24 protein-coding genes and 1 riboswitch are annotated in these 26474 nt (G+C 73.0%); of the genes, 9 read left to right on the forward strand and 15 right to left on the reverse strand.

The annotated features are described in order from the left end of the window. Nucleotides 1-5: 5 nt before the first annotated feature. Nucleotides 6-1250: a cytochrome P450 gene (locus ACZ6K0_RS16515; RefSeq protein WP_469228584.1), complete on the reverse strand. Its 1245-nt coding sequence runs from the start codon at nucleotides 1248-1250 to the stop codon at nucleotides 6-8. A 241-nt stretch (nucleotides 1251-1491) separates the two neighbouring features. Between ACZ6K0_RS16515 and ACZ6K0_RS16520 the strand changes: the two genes are divergently transcribed. After that, on the forward strand, nucleotides 1492-2661 hold the full coding sequence (locus tag ACZ6K0_RS16520) for a steroid 3-ketoacyl-CoA thiolase (RefSeq protein ID WP_376404863.1): 1170 nt from the start codon (nucleotides 1492-1494) through the stop codon (nucleotides 2659-2661). On the opposite strand, the gene ACZ6K0_RS16525 is transcribed toward ACZ6K0_RS16520, so the two are convergent. The 8 genes from ACZ6K0_RS16525 to ACZ6K0_RS16560 form a co-directional block, all read right to left on the reverse strand. Beyond that, nucleotides 2645-3835, reverse strand: coding sequence for an NAD(P)H-dependent flavin oxidoreductase (locus tag ACZ6K0_RS16525; RefSeq protein ID WP_469228582.1), 1191 nt, complete (start codon nucleotides 3833-3835; stop codon nucleotides 2645-2647). The two genes, ACZ6K0_RS16520 and ACZ6K0_RS16525, sit on opposite strands and share 17 nt — an antisense overlap. A gap of 172 nt (nucleotides 3836-4007) precedes the next feature. Then, the gene (locus ACZ6K0_RS16530; protein WP_376404859.1) at nucleotides 4008-4409 is read right to left on the reverse strand and encodes an aggregation-promoting factor C-terminal-like domain-containing protein; all 402 of its coding nucleotides are present in this window, start codon (nucleotides 4407-4409) and stop codon (nucleotides 4008-4010) included. A 297-nt stretch (nucleotides 4410-4706) separates the two neighbouring features. Further along, complete coding sequence (locus tag ACZ6K0_RS16535) at nucleotides 4707-5612, reverse strand: ECF transporter S component (protein ID WP_469228581.1); 906 nt, start codon at nucleotides 5610-5612, stop codon at nucleotides 4707-4709. Continuing rightward, complete coding sequence (locus ACZ6K0_RS16540; RefSeq protein ID WP_469228580.1) at nucleotides 5609-7510, reverse strand: ABC transporter ATP-binding protein; 1902 nt, start codon at nucleotides 7508-7510, stop codon at nucleotides 5609-5611. Before ACZ6K0_RS16540 ends, ACZ6K0_RS16535 begins: the two co-directional genes overlap by 4 nt. Further along, nucleotides 7507-8697, reverse strand: a complete 1191-nt coding sequence (locus tag ACZ6K0_RS16545) for an energy-coupling factor transporter transmembrane component T (RefSeq protein ID WP_469228578.1) — start codon at nucleotides 8695-8697, stop codon at nucleotides 7507-7509. Before ACZ6K0_RS16545 ends, ACZ6K0_RS16540 begins: the two co-directional genes overlap by 4 nt. Then, nucleotides 8694-9416: an SCO2322 family protein gene (locus ACZ6K0_RS16550; protein WP_376404851.1), complete on the reverse strand. Its 723-nt coding sequence runs from the start codon at nucleotides 9414-9416 to the stop codon at nucleotides 8694-8696. The genes ACZ6K0_RS16545 and ACZ6K0_RS16550 overlap by 4 nt, the downstream gene beginning before the upstream one ends. After that, nucleotides 9413-10714, reverse strand: a complete 1302-nt coding sequence (locus ACZ6K0_RS16555) for a prenyltransferase/squalene oxidase repeat-containing protein (RefSeq protein WP_469228576.1) — start codon at nucleotides 10712-10714, stop codon at nucleotides 9413-9415. Before ACZ6K0_RS16555 ends, ACZ6K0_RS16550 begins: the two co-directional genes overlap by 4 nt. Before the next feature lie 95 nt (nucleotides 10715-10809). After that, nucleotides 10810-10885: riboswitch (cobalamin riboswitch) on the reverse strand. A 72-nt stretch (nucleotides 10886-10957) separates the two neighbouring features. Then, nucleotides 10958-11995 (reverse strand): MBL fold metallo-hydrolase, encoded by a 1038-nt coding sequence (locus ACZ6K0_RS16560; protein ID WP_376404847.1) that lies wholly within the window; start codon nucleotides 11993-11995, stop codon nucleotides 10958-10960. A 166-nt stretch (nucleotides 11996-12161) separates the two neighbouring features. On the opposite strand from ACZ6K0_RS16560, the gene ACZ6K0_RS16565 reads away from it, so the two are divergent. The 3 genes from ACZ6K0_RS16565 (at nucleotide 12162) to ACZ6K0_RS16575 (ending at nucleotide 14671) form a co-directional block, all read left to right on the forward strand. Next, complete coding sequence (locus tag ACZ6K0_RS16565) at nucleotides 12162-13631, forward strand: aldehyde dehydrogenase (protein ID WP_469228574.1); 1470 nt, start codon at nucleotides 12162-12164, stop codon at nucleotides 13629-13631. Then, nucleotides 13631-13864 (forward strand): ferredoxin, encoded by a 234-nt coding sequence (locus tag ACZ6K0_RS16570; protein WP_376404837.1) that lies wholly within the window; start codon nucleotides 13631-13633, stop codon nucleotides 13862-13864. The genes ACZ6K0_RS16565 and ACZ6K0_RS16570 overlap by 1 nt, the downstream gene beginning before the upstream one ends. Nucleotides 13865-14122: 258 nt before the next feature. After that, nucleotides 14123-14671 (forward strand): hypothetical protein, encoded by a 549-nt coding sequence (locus ACZ6K0_RS16575; protein ID WP_469228572.1) that lies wholly within the window; start codon nucleotides 14123-14125, stop codon nucleotides 14669-14671. A 205-nt stretch (nucleotides 14672-14876) separates the two neighbouring features. On the opposite strand, the gene ACZ6K0_RS16580 is transcribed toward ACZ6K0_RS16575, so the two are convergent. After that, nucleotides 14877-15509, reverse strand: a complete 633-nt coding sequence (locus tag ACZ6K0_RS16580) for a TetR family transcriptional regulator (RefSeq protein ID WP_376404833.1) — start codon at nucleotides 15507-15509, stop codon at nucleotides 14877-14879. Nucleotides 15510-15747: 238 nt separating this feature from the next. Between ACZ6K0_RS16580 and ACZ6K0_RS16585 the strand changes: the two genes are divergently transcribed. The 3 genes from ACZ6K0_RS16585 (at nucleotide 15748) to ACZ6K0_RS16595 (ending at nucleotide 19035) form a co-directional block, all read left to right on the forward strand. Further along, complete coding sequence (locus ACZ6K0_RS16585) at nucleotides 15748-17082, forward strand: glycosyltransferase family 4 protein (protein WP_469228570.1); 1335 nt, start codon at nucleotides 15748-15750, stop codon at nucleotides 17080-17082. Between the two features lie 118 nt (nucleotides 17083-17200). After that, nucleotides 17201-17947: a class I SAM-dependent methyltransferase gene (locus tag ACZ6K0_RS16590; protein ID WP_376404829.1), complete on the forward strand. Its 747-nt coding sequence runs from the start codon at nucleotides 17201-17203 to the stop codon at nucleotides 17945-17947. Further along, entirely contained in the window at nucleotides 17944-19035 is a 1092-nt protein-coding gene (locus tag ACZ6K0_RS16595; RefSeq protein WP_469228569.1) for a prenyltransferase, read from the forward strand. Before ACZ6K0_RS16590 ends, ACZ6K0_RS16595 begins: the two co-directional genes overlap by 4 nt. 37 nt (nucleotides 19036-19072) lie before the next feature. Here the strand turns inward: ACZ6K0_RS16595 and ACZ6K0_RS16600 are convergent, their stop codons facing one another. Then, on the reverse strand, nucleotides 19073-19972 hold the full coding sequence (locus tag ACZ6K0_RS16600; RefSeq protein ID WP_469228567.1) for a hypothetical protein: 900 nt from the start codon (nucleotides 19970-19972) through the stop codon (nucleotides 19073-19075). A gap of 74 nt (nucleotides 19973-20046) precedes the next feature. Further along, complete coding sequence (locus tag ACZ6K0_RS16605; protein ID WP_376404822.1) at nucleotides 20047-20442, reverse strand: hypothetical protein; 396 nt, start codon at nucleotides 20440-20442, stop codon at nucleotides 20047-20049. A gap of 288 nt (nucleotides 20443-20730) precedes the next feature. Between ACZ6K0_RS16605 and ACZ6K0_RS16610 the strand changes: the two genes are divergently transcribed. Beyond that, complete coding sequence (locus tag ACZ6K0_RS16610; RefSeq protein ID WP_376404820.1) at nucleotides 20731-21276, forward strand: hypothetical protein; 546 nt, start codon at nucleotides 20731-20733, stop codon at nucleotides 21274-21276. 2 nt (nucleotides 21277-21278) lie between these two features. On the opposite strand, the gene ACZ6K0_RS16615 is transcribed toward ACZ6K0_RS16610, so the two are convergent. The 3 genes from ACZ6K0_RS16615 to ACZ6K0_RS16625 all read right to left on the reverse strand — a co-directional run bounded on the left by ACZ6K0_RS16615 (nucleotide 21279) and on the right by ACZ6K0_RS16625 (nucleotide 24346). Continuing rightward, the gene (locus ACZ6K0_RS16615; protein ID WP_376404818.1) at nucleotides 21279-22289 is read right to left on the reverse strand and encodes an LLM class F420-dependent oxidoreductase; all 1011 of its coding nucleotides are present in this window, start codon (nucleotides 22287-22289) and stop codon (nucleotides 21279-21281) included. A gap of 127 nt (nucleotides 22290-22416) precedes the next feature. Next, nucleotides 22417-23304, reverse strand: coding sequence for a hypothetical protein (locus ACZ6K0_RS16620; RefSeq protein WP_469228565.1), 888 nt, complete (start codon nucleotides 23302-23304; stop codon nucleotides 22417-22419). A gap of 112 nt (nucleotides 23305-23416) precedes the next feature. Further along, nucleotides 23417-24346, reverse strand: coding sequence for an N-acetylmuramoyl-L-alanine amidase (locus ACZ6K0_RS16625; RefSeq protein WP_469228563.1), 930 nt, complete (start codon nucleotides 24344-24346; stop codon nucleotides 23417-23419). 567 nt (nucleotides 24347-24913) lie between these two features. Between ACZ6K0_RS16625 and ACZ6K0_RS16630 the strand changes: the two genes are divergently transcribed. Then, nucleotides 24914-26473: a hypothetical protein gene (locus ACZ6K0_RS16630; RefSeq protein WP_469228561.1), complete on the forward strand. Its 1560-nt coding sequence runs from the start codon at nucleotides 24914-24916 to the stop codon at nucleotides 26471-26473. The last annotated feature ends 1 nt before the right edge of the window (nucleotide 26474 follow it).

Raw genomic sequence — 26474 nt, forward strand, 5'->3', positions numbered from 1 at the left:
ACGGCTCATGCCGTGCGGACCCTGAGTTCCTTCACGCCGTTCAGCCAGGCCGCCCGCAGCCTGCGGGGTTCGCCCGCGAGCGTGAGGTCGGGCAGGACGTCCGCGATCGCGTTGAAGATCAGGTCGATCTCCTTGACGGCGAGCGACTTGCCGAGGCAGAAGTGCGGTCCGCCGCCGCCGAAGCCGAGGTGCGGGTTGGGGTCGCGGGTGATGTCGAAGCGCTCGGGGTCGGTGAAGACCTCGGGGTCGTTGTTGGCGGAGGAGTAGAAGATGCCGACGCGGTCGCCCGCGCTGATCTTCTGCCCGCCGATCTCGGTGTCCTGGGTCGCGGTCCGCTGGAAGGAGACCACCGGGGTCGCCCAGCGCACGATCTCCTCGGCGGTGGTCGCGGGCCGTTCCCGCTTGAAGAGCTCCCACTGGTCGGGGTGGGTGAGGAAGGCGTGCATGCCGTGGCTGATGGCGTTGCGCGTGGTCTCGTTGCCGGCGACGGCGAGGAGGAGGACGAAGAGGCCGAACTCGTCGGAGGAGAGGTTGCCCTGGCCCTCGGCGGCGACGAGCTGACTGACGATGTCGGCGGCCGGGCACTCCTTGCGGGCCGCGGCCATGGTCATCGCGTAGCCGATGAGCTCCATGGCGGCCTCGGCGCCGACCTCTTCGGTGATGGCGTACTCGGGATCGTCGTACGCGATCATCTTGTTCGACCAGTCGAAGATCCGGGAGCGGTCCTCCTGGGGGACGCCGATGAGTTCGGCGATTGCCTGGAGGGGCAGTTCGACGGCGACCTGGGTCACGAAGTCGAAGGTGCCGTCGGGTCCGGCGCCCTGCCGGGCCTCCTCGGCGATGGCGCGGGCGCGGTCGCGCAGGACCGTCTCCAGGCTGCGGATCGCCCGGGGGGTGAAGCCGCGCTGGACGATCTGGCGGACCCGGGTGTGCTCGGGCGGGTCCATGTTGAGCATGATCAGCTTCTGGACGTCGATCTGCTCCTGGGCGATGCTCTCGTTGAAGCGGATCACGGCGGTGTTGAGGTTCGAGGAGAACAACTCCGGGTGCGTGGACACGTACTTGACGTCCGCGTGACGCGTGACGGCCCAGTACCCCTCGTCCTGGAAGCCCGTGACGCCGGCCGGCTGGGGGCACCACCACACGGGGGCGGTCTGCCGCAGTTCGGCGAACTCCGGCAGGGGTACGCGGGTACGGAGGAGGTCGGGGTCCGTGGCGTCGAACCCTTCGGGGAGGTGAGGGCAGGGCATCGGCAACACGCTCCATTATCCGATGATTATCTGATGGCCCATCAGAAACTGCCGGGAAAGTTAGTAACGAGTTCGCCAAGTAGCAAGAGGCGGAGCGAGAACTGTTGCGTCCCGGACCCTTGCGTACCCGAGGTAGCAGTCATAAGACTGCACTCAGAACTAGAACGCGTACTAGTTCCCCCGGGACGCCGACCGGACGAGGTGCCGGGACACCCCGACCGGTCGAGGAGAGGACGAGCTCATGGCCGCGGAACCCGTCATCGTCGAAGCCGTACGCACCCCCATCGGCAAGCGCGGAGGCGCGCTCGCCAACCTCCATCCCGCCTACCTCCTGGGCGAGACCTACCGTGAACTCCTCGGCCGCACCGGCATCCACGCCGACTGCGTCGAACAGATCGTCGGCGGTACGGTCACCCACGCCGGCGAGCAGTCCATGAACCCGGCGCGCACCGCCTGGCTCACCATGGGGCTGCCCTACGAGACGGCCGCCACGACGGTGGACTGTCAGTGCGGCTCCTCGCAGCAGGCCAGCCACATGGTCGCCAACATGGTCGCGGCCGGCGTCATCGACATCGGGATCAGCTGCGGCGTCGAGGCCATGTCCCGCGTCCCGCTCGGCTCCGGCTCCAAGCACGGCCCCGGCAAGCCGTTCCCCGACGAGTGGAACGTCGACCTGCCCAACCAGTTCGAGGCCGCCGAGCGCATCGCCCGCCGCCGCGGCCTCACCCGCGAGCGCGTCGACTCCCTCGGCCTCCTCTCCCAGGAACGGGCCGCCGTCGCCTGGGCCGAGGAGCGGTACAAGCGCGAGACCTTCGCCGTCCAGGTCCCCACCACCGAGGCCGAACAGGCCGCGGGCCAGGGCATGTGGCGGCTCGTCGACCGCGACGAAGGCCTCCGCGACACCACCATGGAGGGCCTCGGGCGGCTCAAGCCCGTCATGCCGACCGCCGTCCACACCGCCGGGAACTCCTCCCAGATCTCCGACGGCGCCTCCGCGATCATGTGGGCCTCCAAACGCATGGCCCGGGCCCTCAAGCTCCGTCCGCGCGCCCGGATCGTCGCCCAGGCCCTCGTCGGCGCCGACCCGCACTACCACCTCGACGGGCCGATCGACGCGACCCGCGCGGTCCTCGGCAAGGCCGGGATGAGCCTGAAGGACATCGACCTCGTCGAGATCAACGAGGCCTTCGCGTCGGTGGTGTTGAGCTGGGCGCAGGTCTTCGACCAGGACCTGGAGAAGGTCAACGTCAACGGCGGCGCCATCGCCATCGGCCACCCCGTCGGCGCGACCGGAGCCCGGCTCATCACCACCGCCTTGCACGAACTGGAGCGCACCGACAAGGAGTTCGCGCTCATCACCATGTGCGCGGGCGGCGCGGTCGCCACCGGGACGATCATCCAGCGGCTCTGACCGTCTGTTCCACGAGCGCGGAGAGGTACGCGGCGGCCGAGGGCGACTCCTGCGCGAGCGCGGCGGCCTGGCCGGCCCAGAGGTTCACGTACTCGGGCCGGCCCTGCTCGGCGGCGGCCCGGCGGATCGGCGCCATCAGCGCGTTCTGCACGGGGTACGGGGGGACGAGCTCCTCGTGGGCCGCCATGTCCCGGACGAAGTCGTTCGGGATGCCCCGCGCCGTACGCCCGGAGAAGAGCCGGGTCAGTACGGTCGTCCGCGACTCCGGGGTGCCGAGGGTCCGCCGGTGCGCCTCGCTCGCCCCGGACTCGCGGGCGGCGAGGAAGCCCGTGCCGATCTGGACCGCGTCCGCGCCGAGCGCGAGCGCTGCGGCGATCCCGCGCCCGTCGGCGATCCCGCCCGCCGCGACGACGGGGACGGACACCGCGTCCGCCACCTGCGGGACGAGCGAGAAGGTGCCGACCAGGGACTCCCGTACCGGCCGGAGAAAAGCGCCCCGGTGCCCGCCGGCGTCGCTGCCGGACGCGACGACCGCGTCCACCCCGGCCTCCTCCAGGGCCACGGCCTCGTCGACCGTGGTCGCCGTGCCCACCACGACGATCCCGCGCCGCCGGGCCTCGGCGACGAGACGGCGCGGCGGCAGGCCCATGACCAGGCTGATCACGGGCGGGGCCGCGGCGAGCAGGGCGTCGAGCTGCTCGTCGAAGTCCGGCCGGGCCCGTACGTCCTCGGCGCTCGGAGCCCGTACGCCGAGCTCCTCGTAGTACGGCCGCAGCCGCTCGACGTGCTCGGCGAGCTCGGCGTGCTCCGCCGGTGCGATGTGCTCGGCGTGCTCGGCCGGGGCGGCGTGCTCGGCCGGCGCGGCCGCCGGGAGTCCGCGTGCCTCGCCCTCCTGTGGCACCCAGAGGTTCACCGCGAACGGGCGGTCGGTGGCCGCGCGGAGCCGGGCCACCAGGGCGGTGATCTCCTCCGGGGTGTGGATGTGGGCCCCGTACGAGCCGAGGCCGCCGCCTTCGGACACCGTCGCGGCGAGCTCGACGGAGGACAGGCCGCCGCCGAAGGGTCCCTGCACGATCGGGAGCGCGATGCCGACGAGCTCGCCGAACCGGCCGGGCGGGAGGGGAGTGGGTGTGGGTCTGGGCGTGGGCGCGGGTGCGGGTGCGGGTGCGGACATGGGGTGGCCTCCGGGGTCGGTCGCGGCGGGGTCTTCCGGGTGCGGTGCCCGCCGGTGCCCCGAACACTAGACGACCGGTCTACTAAAAATCCAGAGCCGAAAACGCCGCAGGCCCCGCCCCTCCGAGAGGAGGGCGGGGCCTTGCGGGTGCGCTGTGCGGCGGCAGGGACTCTTAGTACCAGCCGTTGGCCTGCCAGAACGCCCAGGCGGCGTTCGGGGAGCCGTAGCGCTCGTTCATGTAGTTCAGGCCCCACTTGATCTGCGTGGCCGGGTTGGTCTTCCAGTCGGAACCGGCCGAGGACATCTTCGAGGCCGGGAGGGCCTGGACCAGGCCGTACGCGCCGCTGGACGAGTTGGTCGCGGTGTGGTTCCAGTGCGACTCGTGCTCGACGATCTTGCTGAAGGACGCGTACTGCGAGGAGGGGACGATGTCGCGAGCGAGCTCCTGCGGGCTGGCGGCCGAAGCCGAGCCGGTCGTACCGAGCACCGCACCCGACGCACCCAGCAGCACAGCTGCGGTGGCGGCGATCTTCTTGTTGCGGGCAGAGGCACGAGTGGTGAGCGAGCGGAACAACGTATCTACCTAACGTCGGGAACAAGGGCCGCGCCGGGCGATTTCGGCATGCCGGAACCAGAGCCCGGGAGACCCGGGAACTGGGGGGAACCGGCCGTCCGAAGCGCCGTGATGAACACCGGCTGCCTGGCGACGTCCTCTACAGAACCAGGGCCGGAGCGCCGACGCAACGACCCCTTGTACGAGGAAGGTTCGGACCCGGGCGGAAGGTCCCGGGGGGTGAGTGCAGGGTGGGTGTGGGGGATTTCCGCAGGTCATGCCCTGCTGTGGGGCGATTTGGGCGGGTACGCCTGGCTACTATTTCCGCTCGTACGTGACGTAGGTCCTGTGGGGCGGCTCACCCGCAGCGGCCTTTTCCGGGCCTTCGAATGTGACCTGGGCCTCGAAGTTCGCCCTTCGTGTGGCACGTCGGAGGGCCTTCAGGAGCGTGGATCCGATGGTGAGGGTGAGGACGACGGTGAGGGCGGCGCGGCCGAGGTCCCAGCCGAGGGAGGTCGCGACGACGTAGGCGAGGAAGCGGACCAGGTTCTCGTGGGTCGAATCGCCGGGCACGAAGTAGATTCCACCGCTTCCGTCGCCCGCCGCTACCTCTGCGCCACCGATCGTCACCCAGCCGTAGAGATTGGTGATCGTGCCGTACGCGAACGCCGCCACGAAGCCGTACGCGGCGAGCATCAGCCGCTCACCCCGGCCCCGGAGCCGCTCAGGAGCCGGCAGCAGCCCGGCCCCCATCGTGAACCAGCCCATCGCGAGCATCTGCGTCGGCATCCAGGGGCCCACCCCGCCCGTGAGCAGCGCGGACGCGAACATCGTCACCGAGCCGAGGACGAAACCGAAGCCCGGCCCGAGGACCCGGCCACTCAGCACCATCAGGAAGAACATCGGCTCCAGGCCGGCCGTCCCCGCCCCCAGCGGGCGGAGCGCGGCCCCCACGGCGGCGAGCACGCCCAGCATCGCGATCGCCTTGGCGTCCATCCCGCAGTCGGAGATCGTCGCGATCACGACCGCGATCAGCAGCGGCAGCAGAGCGGCGAAGAGCCACGGCGCATCCGCCGAGTGCGTGGTGACGGCCGAGGACGCGTCCGCGAAGAGCGGCCAGCAGATGCCGACGATCCCGATGAAGGAGACCAGGGCGAGCGCGGTGATCGAGCGCGGGCCGAGCCGGACGGGGCGGGTGCCGGTGCCGGTGCCGGAGTGCTTCACAGCGCCGCCTCCACCTGTTCGACCGTGAGCCAGGGCTGCGGCGCGAGGATCTTGGCGACCTGCGGGGAGAACGCGGGGGACGACACGACGACCTCGGCCGTCGGGCCGTCGGCGACCACCTCGCCGTCCGCGATGATCACCACCCGGTGCGCCAGCTCCGCCGCGAGCTCCACGTCGTGCGTGGCCAGCACGATCGCGTGACCGTCCGCCGCGAGCGCCCGCAGATGCGCGACCAGCCGGGCCTTGGCCGCGTAGTCCAGGCCGCGCGTCGGCTCGTCGAGCAGGAGGAGGGGCGGGCGGCCGGTCAGGACCACGGCCAGCGCGAGCGCGAGGCGCTGTCCCTCGGAGAGGTCCCGGGGGTGGGTGTCGTCCGCGACGCCCGGAAGCAGCTCGGAGACCAGGTCCCGGCAGGTCCCGGGCGCCGCGCCCGCGTCCGCGTCGGCCGCCGCGCACTCGGCGGCGACGGTGTCCGCGTACAGCAGATCCCTCGGCTCCTGCGGGACGAGGCCGACCTGGCGGATCAGCTCGCGGGGGGCGGTGGTGTGGGGGGTGCGGCCGGCGACGTGGACGGTGCCGGAGGTCGGCGGGATCATGCCGACGACGGTGGAGAGGAAGGTGGACTTGCCCGCGCCGTTCCGCCCCATGAGCGCGACGGTCTCACCGGCCCGGACCTGGAGGTCCACCCTGCGGAGGGCTTCGACGCGGCCGCGCCGCACGCCGAGCGCGTCCGCGAGGAGGAGGGGAGTGGTGGGAGTGGCGGGTGTGGTGAGGGTGGGGTCGGTGGCCGGGCCGGTGGCCGGGTCGGTCGTGCGGGTGCGGCGGCGTAGGAACGGGAGGATTCCCCCACCCCGCCCCTTCCCGAAACCGGGGGCGCCGCCCCCGGACCCCCGCGCCTCAAACGCCGGCGGGGCTGAAACGGCTCCCTGCCGGGAAGGCGCTGTGGGGGCCGGAAAATCCCCCTGCGGCGGAGCCGCGCTCGCGCCTGAGTGATCCAGCCCGTCCGGAGTCTGAGGACCGGGGTCCGGGGCGGAGCCCCGGTTTCGGGAAGGGGCGGGGTGGGGGAGCAGCCCCGCAGGGTCCCGCCCTTCCAGCCGGCCCGCCAACCGCTCCTTCAGCTCGCCCGACCTCCGCCGCGCGTCCCGCACCGTCAGCGGCAGCGGGTCCCAGCCCGCCAGGCGGCCCAGCGCCACCACCGGCGGGTGGACCGGTGAGGCCGCCATGATCTCGGCCGGCGGGCCCATGACGCCGTCCGGCAGGAGGATGACCTGGTCCGCGTACTGGACGACCCGCTCCAGGCGGTGCTCGGCCAGGAGGACCGTCGTGCCCAGGTCGTGGACCAGGCGCTGGAGCACCGCCAGGACGTCCTCCGCCGCCGACGGATCCAGCGCCGAGGTCGGCTCGTCGAGGACGAGGACCTTGGGGTGCGGCGTCAGGACCGAGCCGATCGCGACGCGCTGCCGCTGCCCGCCGGAGAGCGTGGCGATCGGGCGGTCGCGGAGTTCCGCGAGGCCCAGGAGGTCGAGGGTCTCCTCGACCCGGCGCCGCATGACGGCCGGGGCGAGCCCCAGGGACTCCATCCCGTACGCGAGCTCGTCCTCGACCGTGTCCGTCACGAAGTGTGCCGACGGGTCCTGCCCGACCGTGCCCACCACGTCCGCCAGCTCGCGCGGCGGATGCGCGCGGGTGTCCCGGCCGTCGACGGTCACCCGGCCGGTCAGGGTGCCGCCCGTGAAGTGCGGGACGAGGCCGGAGACCGCGCCGAGGAGGGTCGACTTGCCGACGCCGGACGGGCCGACGAGCAGGACGAGCTCTCCCTCGGGGACGGTGAGGTTCACGTCGCGCAGGGTGGGCTCGGCACCCTCCTCGTACCTCACCGAGACGTTCTCGAAGCGGATCACGAGCTCTCCTTGGCGACGGTGTCCCGGGGGACGGACTCCCGCGGTGCGGACTCCTGCGGTACGGGGGCCACGAACGCCGGGACCAGGCCCACCAGGATCGACACGGCCGGCCACAGCGGCAGCTCCGGCGCCTCCAGGGGGACGACCCCGGGGTGCAGCGCCTCCGGTGCGTACGCGTTCGCCCAGATCATCAGGACCGCGACCGCCACCCCGGAGCCCGCGACCAGCCAGGCCCGCACGCCCCAGCGGTCGGGCCGGTACCGGGTCCGTACGGTCCGCAGCCCGCCCAGCCGGAGCCCCGCCATGGCCGCGAGGAGCCCCGCGGCGAGCAGCGGCAGCCCGTACCCGGCGCCCTCCGCCGCGAGCAGCCCGTACGAACCGGCGCAGACCCCGAGCAGCCCGCCCAGGGTCAGCGCGTTCGTCGTACGGCGTACGGACGCGGGGACCTGGGCCGTCCGGCCGTAACCCCGCGCGTCCATCGAGGCCGCCACCGCGATCGACCGCTCCAGCGCGCCTTCGAGCACCGGAAGACCGATCTGGAGCACCGCCCGGACCCCGCCCGTGGGGCGGCCCCGGAGGCGGCGGGCGGTCCGCAGGCGCACCACGTCGGCGACCATGTTCGGCGCGAAGGTCATCGCCACGACGACGGCGACCCCGGCCTCGTACAGGGCCCCCGGCAGCGACTTCAGCAGCCGCGCCGGGTTGGCCAGCGCGTTCGCCGCGCCCACGCAGATCAGCAGGGTCGCCAGCTTCGCCCCGTCGTAGAGGGCGAAGACCAGCTGCTCGGCGGTGACCCGGCCCCCGATCCGTACCCCTTGCACCCACTCGGGCAGCGGCACCTCGGGCAGCGTGAACAGGACGTGGGTCCCCGGGATGGGGGAGCCGAGCAGCAGCGAGAAGACCACCCGCAGGAAGACGACGAACAGGCCGAGCTTCACGAACGCCCCGTACGAGCGCGCCCAGGGCGCGTCCGTGCGGCGGGCCGCCACGACGTACCCGGCGACCCCGACGAGCAGGCCGAGCAGCAGCGGGTTGGTCGTGCGCGAGGCGGCGACGGCCAGGCCGAGCGCCCACAGCCACCAGGCTCCGGCGTGGAGGGCGTTCGACCGGTTCGCCACCGGGGCCGTGAACCTGCTGCTGGTGTTCCTGTTGTCGTTCTTGTTGCTGCTGCTACGGGTGGGGCTCATCCGCGACGGCGGGCCTTCCAGATCGCGGCGCCGCCGAGGGCGAGCACGGCCGCCCCGCCGGCGAGCACGCCGATCGACGGGCTGCCGTTCCCCTCGTCGGAGGCGGAGGCGGAGGAGGAAGCGGAGACAGCGGGAGTGGAGGTCGGCGCCGCCGACTGCTCTCCGCTTCCCGTGTTCTCACCGTTCTCCGCGACCTGCTCGCCACAGCCCCGCGCCGGATACCCGGCGATCCCGCACAGCATCGCCGCGCCGTCGTACCGCAGCGGCTTCGCCACCTCGGCCAGGGCCTCCGCGGCCGTCGCGTCCTCGCGGACCTGCGCGCAGCCGACCTCGACCCGCTTCGCCGGGAGCTTCTCGCCGGTCGGGGCGTCCTTCGGGCCGCCGGAGTCGACGACGACCGCGATCCGCTTGCTGCCGTCCTCCTTCTCCACGCCCGCGCAGATCTCCGCGAAGTCGGGGGCGGCGGAGGGCTTGGACGTGTCGCTCGTGCCCTGGCTGATCGCGAAGCGGAAGCCGATCGCGTCGCCGTCGGCGGGGCGGGCGGTCGCCGGGCCCTGGGTGGCGTAGGTCCAGGACGTCCCGCCGTCGCTCTCCCAGAACGACCAGTAGCGGTACCCGGCGGCCTGCGCCGGGGCCGCCGCGACGGCGGTGAGCGTCAGGAGCGCCCCGGCCGCGGCGCCCGCGATCCGGGCCGTACGTCCGGTGATGGCGGTCGTCACTTCTTGCGGCCGCTCACGAGGAAGCCGATGCCGACGCCGACGACCATGCCGATGCCGATGATCCACCAGATGTCGAAGCCGGATTCCTCGTCGTCGCTCGTGGCGGCGGCGGAGGTGTCCGGGCTCTTGGGCGCGGGGCCCAGGGCGTTGAGCTGCTCGACCAGGTCGGTCGTGCCGAACTCGCGGGGGTCGGTCTCCGTCGCGCGGGCGGCCAGGATCAGCTGCGCGTAGGCGGCGGGGCCGCTCTCCTTCGCCCAGGCGGCGGAGTTCTTCTCCAGCCATTCCAGCGCGGGCTGGGCTTCCTTGGCGGCACCGGCGGCGGCGAGCGCCACGACCGCGTCGGCGGTGTTGCCGATGTCCGGCTTCTCCGTCGTGTCGGTGGAGCCGGGCATCGGCGGGGCGGTGAGGTGGCCGGTCTTCGCGAGGGCCTTCGTCAGGTAGGAGGCGCCGTTGAGGGCGGCCCGCTCGATGGTCGGCTTCGTCAGGTCCTGGCAGGTCGGGGCCTGGTCCGGGGAGGCCTTGGTGGAGACGATGCTCTTGCCGAGCCCGGCGAGGGTGGCCGCGGCGGTGGCGTCCGCGTTGGCGAGCAGCTTGCCGGTCTTGTCGGGCTGGTACGCGAACGCGCCGGCGCCGGCCTTGTCGGAGCAGGGCACGGCGAAGGTGAGGAGCGTGTCGTAGGGGGTGCGGCCCTCGGGGGAGGTGAAGGAGCCGGGCTTGACGCCGACCGCGGCGAGGGCGCCGACGATCACCGAGGTGGAGTTGGCGTCGCTGGGGCCGCCGGGGGTGTAGCTCCAGCCGCCGTCCTTGTTCTGCACGGACCGCAGCCAGTCGGCGCCGGCGGTGACGGCCGTGTTGACCTTCTCCGGTTCGGCGGCCTGGCGGCGGACGGCGCCGAGCGCCTGGACGGCGAGGGCGGTGGCGTTGGTGTCCCGCATCGTCTTCGCGTCGCAGGGCTGCGTCGTGTCGGCGCGGTAGGAGCTGAAGGAACCGTCGGCGCACTGCTGGCCGAGGAGCCAGTCCACGGCCTGGTCGGCGGGCTGATAGCCGGTGCCGCGCTGGGCGAGGAAGGCGAGCGACTGGCGCCACACACCGTCGTACGTCGGGTCCGTCGTGCCGTACAGACCGCTGGAGGCGGTGCCGCCGGATGCGGATGCCGACGGGGAGGCCGTATCGGCGGAGGCGGAGGCGGATGCGGATGCGGACGGAGACGGCGCGGCGGCGGCCGGAAGGGCCGCTCCGGTGCCGAGTACGACTGCTGCGGCGGCGAGCGCGGCGGCGCCGCGGCGGACGGTGTTCATGGGGCCCTCTCCTGCGGCCGGGCACCGGCACGCCTCAGGGGCACCAGGCTCCGGCTCCGTATTCCTCGACGGTGCCGGCGGTCACGTCCCGGGCGGGGCATTCCGACTCGCCGCCCTTGGACGGGGCGGCTCACGGTTGCGGGTCAGTGCCGGATTCGCACCGGCTTCCCCCCGTACGGGCATGATGACGACCCGCTCACTCTACCGGCCCGTACGCCCGCCGCCCCGGGGGTGCGAGGCGCCTCACACCGCGACGTACGTGACGGGGTCCGTGTCCCCCGTCGCCTCCGCGCGGCCCAGTTTCACCAGGCGGCGGACGTGGGCCTCGGCCTCGCTGACGGCGATGTTCCGGGAGCCGTGGGGGATCTCCGCCCAGGGCCGGTTCCACTCCATCCGCTCGGCGAGCTGCCAGGGGGTGAGCGGGGTGGCGAGGAGGGCGAGGAGCCCGGTGAGCCGTTCCTCGTGGTGGGCGAGGAGCTCGTCGACCCGGCCGGCGGCGTCGGCGAACGCGTACTGGTGGGCGGGGAGGACCTCGGCGACGCCGAGGCGGCCGATGCGTTCGAGCGAGTCGAGGTAGTCGCCGAGGGGGTCGGTCTCGTGGGCGTCGCCCGGGTGCTCGTACAGCCCGATGTGCGGGGAGATCCCGGGCAGCAGGTGGTCGCCGGAGAAGAGCCGGCCGTGGCCCGGCAGCCCGGCGGGGTGCTCCTCCTCCAGGTGGAGGCAGACGTGGCCCGGGGTGTGGCCGGGCGTCCAGATCGCGCGCAGCCGCCGGCCGGCGAGGTCGAGGAGCTCGCCGGGGACGATCTCGCGGTCGGGGACGGCGGAGCGCAGACCGGGAAGGGTCCGCAGGTGGCCGGCGGCCCGGGCGGCCCGCAGCGGGGCGACGTGCTCCTCGGGGGCGCCGACGGCGGTCAGCTTCTGGACCATGTAGTCGAGCCAGGTGCCGGGTTCGGCCTCGCGGGTGCGGCGGACGACGGCGGTGTCGGCGGCGTGCATCGCGATCCAGGCCCCGGACTCCTCGCGGACGCGGCCGGAGAGACCGTGGTGGTCGGGGTGGTGGTGGGTGATGACGACCCCGTGGATCTCCTGGACGGAGAGCCCCAACGCGTCGAGTCCGCCGGTGAGTTCGGCCCAGGAGTCCGGGTCGTCCCAGCCGGTGTCGACGAGGACGGGACCGCGGTCGGTATCGACGACGTGCACGAGGGTGTGGCCGAGCGGATTGTCCGGGATGGGCACCCGCAAGGACCAGACGCCTCCGCCGTGCTCGGTCACCTGGGTCATGTGCCCTCATCTCTCCAAGACCTCGCGGAGCTTGCTCGACCTTGCCGGGTGCTGCTGTCCGTACTTCTGTCCGTACCGCTGCTCGTTCCGTTGCCCATCATAACTAGAACTGGTATCAGTTCTGAGGCATCGTCAGAGAATTTCATCTCCTCGGGAGGCCGCGGTCATGACCGAGCTTGTGGAGCACGGAAAGCTGTTCATCGGCGGGGAGTTGACCGATCCGCTCGGCGATGCGGTCATCGAGGTGATCTCGCCGCACACCGAGGAGGTCATCGGGCGCGTCCCGCACGCCTCCGCGGCCGATGTCGACCGGGCCGTCGCCGCCGCTCGCCGGGCCTTCGACGAGGGGCCCTGGCCGCGGATGGCGGTCGAGGAGCGGATCGCGGTCGTGACCCGCATCAAGGACGCGATCGCCGTCCGTTACGAGGAGATCGCCCGCTCCATCAGCTCGCAGAACGGCTCCCCGTACTCCTGGTCCGTCCTCGCCCAGGCGCTCGGCGCGATGATGGTCTGGGACGCGGCGATCACCGTCGCCAGGGACTTCGCGTACGAGGAGCGGCGCGGCGGTGTCCTCGGCCCGCTGCTCGTCCGGCGCGAGCCGGTGGGCGTGGTCGCGGCCGTCATCCCGTGGAACGTGCCGCAGTTCACCGCCGCCGCCAAGCTGGGGCCCGCGCTGCTCGCCGGCTGCACGGTGGTCCTCAAGCCCTCGCCGGAGTCGCCCCTCGACTCGTACATCCTCGCCGAGATCGCCACCGAGGCCGGGCTGCCCGAGGGCGTGCTCAGCATCCTGCCCGCCGACCGCGAGGTCAGCGAGTACCTCGTCGGCCACCCCGGCGTCGACAAGGTCTCCTTCACCGGCTCGGTCGCGGCCGGCAAGCGGGTCATGGAGGTCGCCTCGCGCAACCTCACCCGCGTCACCCTGGAGCTCGGCGGGAAGTCGGCCGCCGTGATCCTGCCCGACGCGGACCTGGACACCGCCGTCGCCGGGATCGTCCCCGCCGCCTGGATGAACAACGGTCAGGCCTGTGTGGCCCAGACCCGTATCCTCGCCCCGCGCTCCCGCTACGAGGAGATCGCCGAGGCCTTCGCCGCGGCGGCCGGCGCGCTCGTCGTCGGTGACCCGCTCGACCCGGCCACCCAGGTCGGCCCGCTGGTCGCCCGGCGCCAGCAGCAGCGCTCCCTCGACTACATCGGCATCGGCCAGGCCGAGGGCGCCAAGGTCCTCGCGGGCGGCGGCCGCCCGGCCTCCCTCGACCGCGGCTGGTACGTCGAGCCGACGCTCTTCGGCGGCGTCGACAACTCCATGCGGATCGCCCGCGAGGAGATCTTCGGCCCCGTCATCTGCCTCCTGCCGTACGGGGACGAGGCCGAGGCCCTCCGGATCGCGAACGACTCCGACTTCGGCCTCAGCGGCAGCGTCTGGACCGGCGACGTGGAGCACGGCATCGACTTCGCCCGGGGCGTGCGGACGGGCACGTTCAACGTCAACACCTTCAGCCTGGACATGCTCGGCCCCTTCGGCGGCTACAAGAACTCCGGTCTGGGACGGGAGTTCGGCCCCGAGGGCTTCGGCGAGTACCTGGAGCACAAGATGATCCACCTGCCCGGCGGCTACGAGTCCCCGGCGGCGGAGTGATGGGCGACCGCTGGCACGTCGAGGTCGACCGGAGCGTCTGCATCGGCTCCGGCATGTGCGTCAACCATGCCCCGGCCGCCTTCCGTCTCGACACGGCCCGCCAGTCCCATCCGGTGGAACCGGAGGTGGACGCGGGGGAGACGCTGCTCGCGGCGGCCGAGGGCTGCCCGGTGGAGGCCATCCTGATCGCCCTCGCGGACGGAGGGGAGCCGGTGTTCCCGCCCGAGGAATAGGGGGACGGGGGCCCGTCCCCCGTCCCCCTATTCCTCGGGCGACGGGGGGCCCGGCCACCGTGCGACACTCCCTCGGCACGGCGTCGGAGAGGGCCACGGAGGCGCAGCGGCTGGAGGGCCGGCCGGCCGGGAAGCGGCAGGACCGGACGCTCGACGGGAACGGCTGGCGCATCACGGCCCGTTGTCGTTCCCTTGTGCAAAACTAGGCCCTTGGTCACGGGGGCAAGGGGCCTTCGTGCGCACGTCTTTGGGAGTGTTGTGCGCAAGGCGAAGTGGGTGGCCGCGGCCGCCGGTGTGGTGCTGCTGGTCGCGGGTTGTGGCAGCGAGGGCGGTGCGGACAAGGGCGGTTCGTCGTCCGCGGGTTCGTCCTCGGCCGGCTCGGCGGCGACGGGCGGCTCGGGCGGTTCGGGCGGTTCGGGCGGCGAGCGGCTCGACGGGGCCGCGGTCACCAAGGAGCTGACCGACGCGGCGACGGGGGCCGGCTTCACGCAGGACGCCTCGGGCGAGCAGGTGCCGGCCGAGGTCAAGGACTGCATGGTCAGCTGGACGGCCGACGCCGAGAAGGCCGCCGACCCGGCGAAGTCCTACACGGACACCGTGGCGACCCTGACCAAGGGCGGCTGGACGGAGGAGCGCAGCTCCGGTCAGGGCGGCTCGGTCATCAAGTCCCTGAAGAAGAGCAGCTGGCAGCTCCAGGCCAGCAACCACTCCCAGGGCCCGCTGAAGCTGGTCATGTTCGTCGCCGTCGACAGCGGCCCGGAGTGCGCGGCGGCCATCGCCGAGGAGAACGCCAAGGCCAAGTCCTGACCTTGTGCCGCTCGTGCCCCCGTGCGGGAACGCCGGGGGCGCGGGCGGTGCGGGCGGCGGCGTGAGCGGCGGTGTGAGCAGCGGCGCGGGCGGCGGTGAGGGCGGGACCTCGGCGCGCCTCACGATCCGGCGTGAGCCGGACGCCCCAGCGCGCAGCCGGATGCCCCAGCGCGCAGCCTGACGTCTCAGCGCGCAGCCTGACGCCTCAGCGCGCAGCCTGGCCCGGTGTCGGCGCCGTCAGGTCGATCAGTCGGCAGACCGTCTCGATGTCGATCTTCACCTGCGCGATCGAGGCGCGCCCGGACAGCCAGGTGATCAGCGCCGAGTGCCAGGTGTGCTCGATCACCCGCACCGCCGACAGCTGCTCCGGGCTCGGGTGCTCCGCCCCCATCGCGTCCAGGATGATCGCGGTCGTCAGCCGCGAGACCGTGTCGACCTCGGGGCTCACCCCCCGGTCCGCGAAGGTCAGCGCCCGCACCATCGCGTCGGCGAGCTGCGGTTCCCGCTGGAGTGCCCGGAAGGCCCGCATGAGGGTCTCTGCGACCCGCTCCGCCGGGTCCGTGCCCGCGGGCGGCCGCTTCCGCAGCGTGGTGTGCATGTGCTGGAGCTGGTCCTGCATCGTCGCGACCAGCAGGTGGATCTTGGACGGGAAGTAGCGGTACAGCGTGCCGAGGGCCACCCCGGCCGCCTCGGCGACCTCACGCATCTGTACGGCGTCGAAGCCGCCCCGCGCCGCGAGCTGGGCGCTGGCGTCCAGGATGCGACGGCGCCGCGCCTCCTGGCGCTCCGTGAGGGCCGGTGCCGAGGGGCTGAGGTCCGCTCTGTTGTCTGCGGTCATGAGGTCCCGTTCCGTGCGGTGGGAGCGGAGGTGGGGAGCGACAGTATCGCGGTCCGGCCGTCGTGGCGCGAATCACCTGTTCCGGCTCTCACCGCGGAGCTACCTGCCGGTAGATTCTGTCCTCCTTGAACGCTCAAGAAGATCATGCAAGAAGATCGAGAACGATCAAGTCTGTAACTTGTTCTAGATTAGCGCGAGCGGTTACGCTCCGGCGAAACACGCTCGAAGGGGGTCGCGCATGACCGCGGAAGCCATAGAGGCAAGCCCGGCAAGCCCCCGACAGGGCGTCACCGCGGACGGTGCCGGTCCCTTGCGGATCGCTCTCCTCACGTACAAGGGGAACCCGTTCTGCGGCGGCCAGGGCGTCTACGTCCGCCATCTCTCCCGTGAGCTGGCCCGCCTCGGCCACCACGTCGAGGTCATCGGCTCCCAGCCGTACCCGACGCTCGACGACGGCGTGCCGCTCACCGAGATCGCCAGCCTCGACCTCTACCGCTCGCCGGACCCCTTCCGGACGCCGAAGCGCGACGAGTACCGGGACTGGATCGACGGCCTCGAAGTCGCCACCATGTGGACCGGCGGCTTCCCCGAGCCGCTCACCTTCTCCCTGCGGGCCCGGCGCATGCTCGCCGCCCGCCGCGGCGACTTCGACGTCGTCCACGACAACCAGACCCTCGGCTACGGCCTCCTCGGCGGCCCCCGGGCCCTGGGCGCGCCGCTCGTCACCACGATCCACCACCCCATCACCGTCGACCGGCAGCTCGAACTCGACGCCGCCGCCGACTGGAAGCGCCGCGCCTCCGTCCGCCGCTGGTACGCCTTCACCCGCATGCAGAAGCGGGTCGCGCGCCGGATGCCGTCCGTCCTCACCGTCTCCGGCACCTCCCGCCAGGAGATCGTCGAGCACCTCGGCGTACGCGAGGACCGCATCCGGGTCGTCCACATCGGCGCCGACACCACGCTCTGGTCCCCGGACCAGGCCGTCGCCGAGGTCCCCGGCCGGATCGTCACCACCTCCAGCGCCGACGTGCCCCTCAAGGGCCTGATCCACCTGATCGAGGCGCTCGCCAAGCTCCGCACCGAGAACCCGGACGCCCACCTCGTCGTCGTCGGCAAGCGCGCCGAGGACGGGCCCGTCGCCCAGGCCATCGAGCGGTACGGGCTCGGGGGCGCCGTCGAGTTCGTCAAGGGCATCAGCGACGCCGAGCTCGTCGACCTCGTGCGCTCCGCCCAGGTCTCCTGCGTGCCCTCGCTGTACGAGGGCTTCTCGCTGCCCGCCGCCGAGGCCATGGCCACCGGGACGCCGCTCGTCGCCACCACCGGCGGAGCGATCCCCGAGGTCGCGGGAGCCGACGGCGAGACCTGCCTCGCGGTGCCGCCGGGCGACGCGGGGGCGCTGGCGGCAGCGCTCGGGCGGGTCCTCGGCGACGCGGAGCTCCGCGCCCGCCTCGGTGCGGCGGGTCGGGCCCGGGTCCTGGAGCGCTTCACCTGGGCCCGCGCGGCGCAGGGGACGGCCGACCTCTACCGCGAGGCCGTGGCCGGACAGGGCGCCCGGCAGGGCGTCCGCCGGTGACCGCCCCGCCCACGCGACATCCGCACCGGGTGCATCCGCACCACGTGCACCCGCACCTCACGCATCCGCACCACATGCACCCGCACCACCCCCGTCCCGACCGCGAAGGCAGGCCCTCGTGCTGACCGTCGACTTCACCCGCTTCCCGCTCGCCCCCGGCGACCGCGTGCTCGACCTGGGCTGTGGTGCGGGCCGGCACGCCTTCGAGTGCTACCGGCGCGGCGCCCAGGTCGTGGCGCTCGACCAGAACGGCGACGAGATCCGCGAGGTCGCCAAGTGGTTCGCGGCGATGAAGGAGGCCGGGGAGGCCCCCGCCGGGGCGACCGCCACCGCGATGGAGGGCGACGCCCTCAACCTCCCCTTCCCCGACGACTCCTTCGACGTCGTGATCATCTCCGAGGTCATGGAGCACATCCCGGACGACAAGGGCGTGCTCGCCGAGATGGTCCGCGTCCTCAAGCCGGGCGGCCGGATCGCGATCACCGTCCCCCGCTACGGCCCCGAGAAGATCTGCTGGGCGCTCTCCGACGCGTACCACGAGGTCGAGGGCGGCCACATCCGCATCTACAAGGCCGACGAGCTCCTCGGCAAGATCCGGCAGGCCGGCCTCAAGCCGTACGGCACCCACCACGCGCACGCCCTGCACGCGCCGTACTGGTGGCTGAAGTGCGCCTTCGGCGTCGACAACGACAAGGCCCTGCCGGTCCGCGCCTACCACAAGCTCCTGGTCTGGGACATCATGAAGAAGCCCGCCCTGACCCGGGTCACCGAGCAGCTGCTCAACCCGGTCGTCGGCAAGAGCTTCGTGGCGTACGCGACCAAGCCCCACCTGCCGAAGGCGGACTCCTCGGACGCGGCCAAGTGACGAGTCCCGAGCGGATCGCGGAGCACCTCGTCCTGCCCGGGGTGCTCACCGCCGAGCAGGCCGCCGAGACGGTCACCGGGATACTCGCCGTCCAGCGCGAGGACGGGGCCATACCGTGGTTCCGGGGCCACCACCTCGACCCGTGGGACCACACCGAGGCGGCCATGGCCCTCGACGCGGCCGGCGAGCACGCCGCCGCGGACCGCGCCTACGCGTGGCTCGCCCGCCACCAGAACGCGGACGGCTCCTGGTACGCGGCCTACCACGACGGCGACCCGGACGACGTCAGCGACCGGAGCCGGGAGTCCAACTTCGTCGCGTACATCGCGGTCGGCGTCTGGCACCACTACCTCGCCACCGGCGACGACGCCTTCCTCGACCGGATGTGGCCCGTCGTCTTCGCGGCCGTCGAGTTCGTCCTCGGGCTCCAGCGGCCCGGCGGCCAGATCGGCTGGAAGCGCGAGGCCGACGGCACGCCGGTGAACGACGCGCTCCTCACCGGCTCGTCCTCCGTCCACCAGGCGCTGCGCTGCGCCCTCGCCATCGCCGAGGCCCGCGAGGAGCCGCAGCCCGACTGGGAGCTGGCGGCGGGTGCGCTCGGCCATGCGATCCGCCGGCACCCCGAGCGCTTCCTCGACAAGTCCCGCTACTCGATGGACTGGTACTACCCGGTCCTCGGCGGCGCGGTCACCGGGCCAGAAGCCCTGGCCCGCATCAACGCCGACTGGGACGCGTTCGTCGTGCCCGGCCTCGGCGTGCGGTGCGTGATCCCCAACCCGTGGGTCACCGGCGGCGAGAGCTGCGAACTCGCCCTCGCCCTCTGGGCGATGGGGGAGTCCGACCGGGCCCTCACGATCCTCCAGGACATCCAGCACCTGCGGGCCGCGAACGGCATGTACTGGACGGGGTACGTCTTCGAGGGCGACACGGAGAGCGACAAGGCCATGTGGCCCGAGGAGCAGACCAGTTGGACCGCCGGGTCCCTGCTGCTCGCGGTGGCGGCCCTCGGCGGCGAGGAGGCCACCGTCGCCGTCTTCGGCGGCGAACGCCTCCCGAAGGGCCTCGAACCGGACTGCTGCGGGGCCTGACGCGCACGGAGCCGTCCGGGCCGCGGGCCGGGGCGGCTCAGATCTTCGGGAACGAGATCCGGATCCGGTAGCGCTTCTCCAACTCGCCGACCTTCTTCGGGAGTTCGGTGCGCAAGCGGGCGATGTCGGCGGAGTTGGCGGCCAGGAACCTCCTGGCCGCCCGCTCGCGCAGCGGCTCCCGCGCGGCCTCCACGGGCTTCATGCAGGTCGCGTAGAAGCCCCCGAGCCGGCGACTGCCGGCGGTGTCGGCGGCCTGCATGGTCCGGTCGGCGAGGGCGAAGAAGGCCGCTTCGTCCTTGGCGTCCACCCCCTGCCCGGCGAGGCACTCCCCGAAGCCGCGCCAGGCCCGCTGCGCCTCGGGCGCCCGGTTGACCGAGTCCATCTCCGTGAACCACCCTGACCGCAACGGGCCGTAGATCTGCCGGAGTTCCTGGATCACGGAACCTCCCTCGGTCAGACACCGCCGAAGGGCTGGGCTCGGCGTGGCAGCCGCGTCCGCCTGGGCCGGTGCCACGTGTGGCGCACCGGGAACCCGGGTGTTCCCGCCGAAGCCGTACTCCCGCAGGAAGTCCAGGTCGGGCAGGTCGGAGTACCGGGTGAACATCGGGGGAGGGGAGTCCGGCACGGTTTCGCCTTGTCGGCGCGCACAGCCGTCGACGGCCCAGGCGGCTGCCAGCGCGCCGAAGGCGTCCAGGCCCTGCGCCTGCCGGCCGGCCTCTCCCGTCGTCGGCAGCACCATGGCGGTGACGTCCGCCGGCATGCCGTACGAGACGGTGGCGGACGTCGTGGATGTGGCGGGCGCATCGGCGGACCGCTGGTGAGGGGCGGCCGTGTCCGGGCCGCTCGCGCATGCGCCGACGAGGGGGAGCAGGACGGCACACAGCGCGGCGGCGCCGCGGCGGTGGGTGCGACGTGTGGGACGGGCGGGGCGGGACATGGCTGATGCTGCTTCCTCGGGTTCGGCGACGGGGGGAGCGGGGGCCTGCCTCGCCCGGCGGGCCCCCGTCGTGATCAGTGGGTGACCACGGTCCATTCGCCGCCCTGGAGGAAGGTGCCGACGCTGAACGGTGTGCCGGGGATGAGGTCGGAGATCAGGACGATCTGGTCGACCGCGTACGCGCCGTTCTTCACCTTGATCCAGCCGGCCGAGGCCTGGACCCACGTACCGGAGGCGTTCTTGTAGTAGCCGGCGTAGGGGATGGGGCCGGTCCAGCTGGCCGAGTAGGCGTAGGTCAGGTTCACGTCGTTGCAGGGGCCGGCGGCCTTGTACGCCACCGTGCCCGGGCCGTCGAAGCCCGTCGTGATCCCGGAGGTCACGCACCCGGCGGCCGAGGCCGTGGGGGCGAAGGCGAGCAGCGACGCGGCGGCGACTCCGGCAGCCGCGAGCGTGGCCAGAGACTTGTTCATGAGATTCCCCAGTCTGTGAAGCCGAACAGGCGGCATCACTATCGGACGCCCGTCGGCGGCAGGACCAGGGATGGCGGCATCTCAGGGACGCCCGGGGACGTCCGGGGACGCCCGGGGACGTCCGGGGACGCCTAGGGACGCCCGGGGCCGCCCAGGGACGTCCGTACGTGGGGTACGGACGCCCCGGGACGTCCGTACGCGGGGTACGGACCCGTACGGAGCCGTCCCGGTGGCGGGCGTGCGGGGGCGGGGTGAGGCTGGCGCCACAAGCCCCAGGGAGGTTCCGTCGTGCCCAGAAGTCCTTCGCGCGGTGTCGTGGCGCTGTTGCTGTCCTGCGTCCTGCTCATGACCACCGCTGCCTGCAACGGCGACGACGAGCAGAGCGCGAGCGGTGCCGCGACCCCGACGAGTACGAGCACCTTCGAGAAGCAGAAGCTGGCCAAGACCCGGTTCGTGGCCAACGCGGGTCTCGCCGCGGGTGCCACGTACCAGTGGATCGTGAAGCCGTATCGCGCGGGCAAGTTCGCGAAGGGCGCGGACGGGCGGACCTTCGCCCTCGTGAAGGCCGGGCTCGCGGGCGCGTTCACGTACAACCGGCTCAAGGCGGCGGTCGAGAACGCCAAGGGCGACCCGCTGCTCTCGAAGGCGGTCGCGCCGCTCTCCGCGGGGATCGAGTCGCTCAAGGAGCTCGGCACGAAGCTCCGCAAGGGCGAGGTGGGCGCCGCGGACATCGGCGCCTTCGAGTCCGTCATCAACAGCGTCAAGGACGCCGGCAAGAGCGCCGGTGCCGTGGTGGTCGAGAAGGTGCCGAGCGCCTCGCAACTCGGCGGGTAGTACTAGGAGTTGAGCTCCGCGAGCACGCGGAGTGTGGCGGGGTCCGGTGAGGTGGCCAGCAGGTCCGTCACCGGGCCCCGCCGCCATGTGTCGAGACGCGCGGCGATCCGCTTCCGGGGGCCGACGAGCGAGATCTCGTCGGCGAAGGCGTCCGGCACGGCGAGCACCGCCTCCTCGCGCCGCCCCGCCGCGAACAGCTCCTGGATGCGGCCGGCCTCCTTCGCGTACCCCATCCGCCCCATGAGGTCGGCGTGGAAGTTCCGGGCGGCGTGCCCCATGCCGCCGATGTAGAAGCCGAGCATCGCCTTGACGGGCAGCAGCCCGGCGGCCACGTCCTCGCAGAGCTGCGCGCGGACCATCGGGGCGACGGTGAAGCCCTCGGGGAGCTTCTCGGGGAGCGCGTACACCTCGGCCCAGCGGTCCGGGGACCAGTAGAGGGGCAGCCAGCCGTCGGCGATCGCGAGGGTCTGGGCGATGTTCTTGGGGCCCTCGGCGCCGAGGAGGATCGGGAGGTCGGCGCGGAGGGGGTGGGTGATCGGCTTGAGCGCCTTGCCGAGCCCGGTGCCGTCCTCGCCCGCGTACGGGTGCGCGTGGAAGCGGCCGTCGAGCGCGACGGGCCCCTCCCGGCGCAGCACCTGGCGGATCACGTCCACGTACTCGCGGGTCGCGGTCAGCGGGGAGCGGGGGAAGGGGCGGCCGTACCAGCCCTCGACGACCTGCGGTCCGGACAGGCCGAGTCCGAGCATCACGCGCCCGCCGGAGAGGTGGTCGAGCGTGAGCGCGTGCATCGCGGTCGCGGTCGGGGTGCGCGCGGCCATCTGCGCGACGGCCGTCCCGAGCCTGATGCGGGAGGTGTGCGCGGCGATCCAGGTCAGCGCGGTGAACGCGTCTGAGCCCCAGGCCTCCGCCGTCCACACGGAGTCGTACCCGAGCCGCTCGGCCTCGCGGGCGAGGTCGAGGTGGCCGGGGGAGGGGCCGCGGCCCCAGTAGCCGAGGGCGAGTCCGAGGCGCACGACGAGCCACCTTTCTGACGGTCCGTCAGGTCAGTTTCCCGGACTGTACGCCAACGGCCCCCCGCCCGGAAGGGATTCCGGACGAGGGGCCGTCGAGTGCTACGTGCTACGTGGTACGCGCGCGGTGTCAGCCGCGCTGGATGCCCGTCGTGTCCTGGAGGACACCGCGGCGGCCGTCCTGGGTCTGGGCCACCAGGGCCGGACCGCGCTGCTCGACCGCCAGGTACCAGGTACCGGGGGCCAGTTCGGCGATCGGCGCCTGCGAGCCGTCCTCCGCGTACAGCTGGCGGGCGACCGGCACCGCGAACCAGAACGGCGTGAAGTCCGCACCCGGCTGCGCCGAGGCCTGCGGCTGCGGGGCCGGGGCCTGCGCGGCCTGCGGCTCCGGCTGCTGCGGGGCGTGCGGCTGCGGGGCGTGCTGCTGCGGGGCCGCCTGCGCGCCGAACGGCTGGCCCGCACCCTGCGACGGGTCCTGCGGGGTGCCGAACTGCTGCTGCGCACCCGGGTAGCCGTAGCCGCCGGGGACGCCCGGCTGACCCGGCTGGCCGGGCTGCATGCCGTACGGCTGCGGGGTCTGCGGACGCGGCGCGCCCACGAGCGGGGCCTTCAGGGCGGGCACCAGCGGACCGGCGACGGCGGCACCGGCGAGCACGAGCGCGGCGATCAGACCGAGGATCAGACCGGCACCGGCGTTGTTCGCCTCGAAGATCCACATGAGCAGGGACCAGGCGGCCGCGATGGTGAAGCCGGCACCGACCTGGGGAAGCTCCAGACCGGCCACCTTGCGCTGCTGCGGCAGCCCGCGGGAGACGACGATCAGTGCGGCGCCGACGATGCCGAGGAAGAACGTGCCCCAGCCGAGGTAGGACACCTCCCACGAGTTGGGGGTCTCGTACTGGTCGCAGATCGCGTCGGGGCCGTCGCAGCCGGCGACGCCCAGGAACGAGGCGATGAACAGCACCACCGCTGCTCCGATCAGCACGCCATCGCCTCGGGTGAGGGAGCGGATATTCACGTAAGAATCCTTCGTCGGGTCGTCGTCGCGTCGTCGTCGCGTCGGGGTGGCGCTCAAGGTCGTGGCACGGGGGCGGCCCCATATTACGGAGCGAATCTATCGCTCGCCGGTTCTACCCGTTGAGGTAGGTGGCGATGCCGTCCGCGATGCCCTGGGCGGCCTTCTGCCGCCAGGCCGCCGACGTCAGCAGTGCGGCGTCCTTGGGATCACGCATATTGCCGCATTCGACGAAGACCTTGGGGACGGTTGAGAGATTCAGCCCGCCGAGATCGTCGCGGACGTCCAACCCCGTACCGGACCCCAGGTAGTTGGAGGGGGCCGTGCCCGTCGCGCGCGCGAAGCGGTCCGCGATGTTCTCCCCGAGTTCACGGGAGGGGCCCACGATCGGGGCCGTGTCCGCCGCGCCGGAGCTCACCCGGGCCGGGAGGATCACATGGAAGCCGCGGTGTCCGACGGCCGAGCCGTCCGCGTGGACGGAGACGACGGCGTCGGCACCGGCCTTGTTGCCGGTCTCGGCCCGCTCGTCGATGCAGGGGCCCCAGGGGCGGTCGGCGTCGTGGGTGAGGACCACCTTCGCGCCGCGCGCGGTGAGGAGGTCCCGCAGCCGGTGGGAGACGTCCAGGGTGAAGGCGGCCTCCGTGTAGGCGGCCTCCGTGGCCGTGCCGTTCGTGGAGGTGCCGGTCGTGTCGCACTCCTTGCGGCCCGTGCCGATGTTCACCTTCGCGTTGATCTCCCGGGAGTGCCGGAAGTTCCCGGGGTTGTGGCCGGGGTCGACGACGACGGTCCGGCCGGCGAGGGAGCGGGCCCCCGGCGTCCCGGAGGAGGCCGGGAGCGGGGTGCGGCTCGACTGCCCGGCGGAGCTCGGGGGGCCGGTCGTGGAGGCGAGGGCGGGCGGCGGGGTCTGCGTCCCGCCCTTCCCGGCCGTCGGCGACGCCTCGGAGGCCTCGGAGGCACCGCAGCCGGCGAGCGCGGCGCAGCAGCCGGTGAGGGCCAGCGCGAGGGCGAGGGTACGGGGGGCGGTCTTCCGGTGGTCGTACGGCACTCCGCGACTTTAGGCCCTTCGCGGGGCGAATGCCGGTAGCGGGTAGGTCGCAGCTTGGTCACCGGGTTCGGGAAACCGTGGACGCGTGTGCGTGGACGGTGAAGGGTAGGTGGAAAGAGGCGACGGTGGGGTGTCACCGCGCATGGACCCACGAGGGGAACCGTGGTGGGGGAAGAACCGAACGACGCACGTCCCGAGCCGTCCGACCGGATTCCGGGGGACGGATCGTTAAACAGACCGCCGCAGGGCACGCCCGGCGGCCAGAACGGCGCCGGTAACGGCACCGGCAGCGGAGCGGGCACCGGCGCCGGCGGTGGGGATACGGGCGGGGGCTTCGGCGCTCCGGCGCCCTGGGAGGCCCCGGCGCCCGGCGCACCGGCTCCAGGCGCTCCAGGCACTTCGAGCGCATCGGGCGCATCGGCCCCGGGCGCTTCCGGCGCCCCGGCCCCCGGCTTCGGTCCGCCGCCCGGGACCGGAGCAGGACAGGGGCACGGATACGGCTCCGCCCCCGCGCCCGCCCCCGGCACCGGACCCGCGACCGCGCCCGGCTGGGCGGGAGCGGGCACCTTGCCCCCGCCGCCCGCCGCACCGCCGGGATACGGTCCGCCGCCCGGCTCGGGCCCCGGGCCGCGCGGCGAGGCGAACCCGGCCCAGGCCGCCCTGATAGGCCTGCTCAACCTCTCCTGCCTGGGCCTCGGCTACGTCTTCCTGCGCAACTGGATCGGCGCCGCCGTGTGCTGGGTCGCCACCGCGGCGCTGCTCGTGATGGCGCTCCCCGCCGACGTCGACGGCGTGCCCGCGGGCCTCCTCGTCGGCTACGGCGTCTTCCTGCTCGCCGCCGCCGCCGACGGGGCCCGGCGCGGCCTGCGCGCGACCCTCAGCATCGGCGCCTCCTTCCGGCGCCTCGCGCTCCCGCTCGCCGTCGTGCTCCTCGCCGTCCCTGCGGGCGGCTCGCTCGCCTACGGCGCGGCCCGCGACGAGGCGAAGGAGCAGGCGCTGCTCGACCGGCTCTCCGCGGCGGACGCGCAGGTGAAGTCGGCCGACGGCCTCGCCTTCGACAAGGCCGAGCCGATCCTCGGCAAGGCGCTCGCCGTGTACCAGGACCTCGGCACGAAGCACGCGGGCTCGCGGGCCGGGAAGCTGGTCCCCGCGCGCCTCGACGCGTACTACGAGACGGTCTCCGGCCCGTACGAGGACAAGTCGTACTGCGAGGCGATCGCCCCGCTCAAGCACCTGCGGGGGCTCGGCGGGACCGTCGACAAGGACCTCCTGGGCGCGCGGCCCGACAAGACCGACGAGCCGCTCGCCCACTCCCTCTACGAGTGCGGGACGGCCGCGCTCGGCGTGTACACCGCCACCCCGGCCGCCGAGGACAACCTCAACGAGCTCTACAAGACCTTCCCGAAGTCGTCCCACACCACCCGCGTCGAGCCGGCGGTCCGGGCGGCCATCAAGACGCGTACGACCGCGCTCGACGGCGGCTCCGCGCCCTGCGACACCACCAACGAGCTGCGCACGCTCAAGAGATCCCTCCAGGCCTTGTCGGACCCCTCCCTCGAAGGGGCCACGCGCGAGGCCAAGGAAGCCGTCCAGCGGGGCGACTTCGCCTGCGGGACCGACCAGTTCAAGGACAAGGACTACGCGAACGCGATCAAGACCATGACCGAGTACGCCAAGGAGTACCCGGACAGCCCCCAGGCCGCGCACGCCCGCTCCATCGCCATCGCGGCCGAGATCGCCGAGGAGGAGCCCGCGGCCGGCAAGAACCTGCCGCCGGCGAAGGACCCCGGCGGCAGCCGGATGATCCTGGTCATCAGCAACGACGGGCCGGGCGCCGTCGACGTGCTCTACACCGGTCCGACGAGCGGCAGGGTCACGCTCAAGACCTGCGCGACCTGCACCGAGTACCCGGGCCCGATCCTCTCCCAGGGCAAGAAGGTCAAGGCCTGCACCGGTCCGTCCTCGAAGTACCCGAAGGCGACCCTGCTGCTGCCCGCCGGCGACTACCACTTCCTCCAGAAGCGGGGCGGGAGCACCTCCTCCGCCGGGGACACCAAGACGAGCAAGGTGAAGATCGAACCGGGCTACAGCTACACCAACTGCCTGTACGTGACGTCGAGGTTCTGAG

The sequence above is a fragment of the Streptomyces sp. NPDC042346 genome (assembly GCF_055581845.1).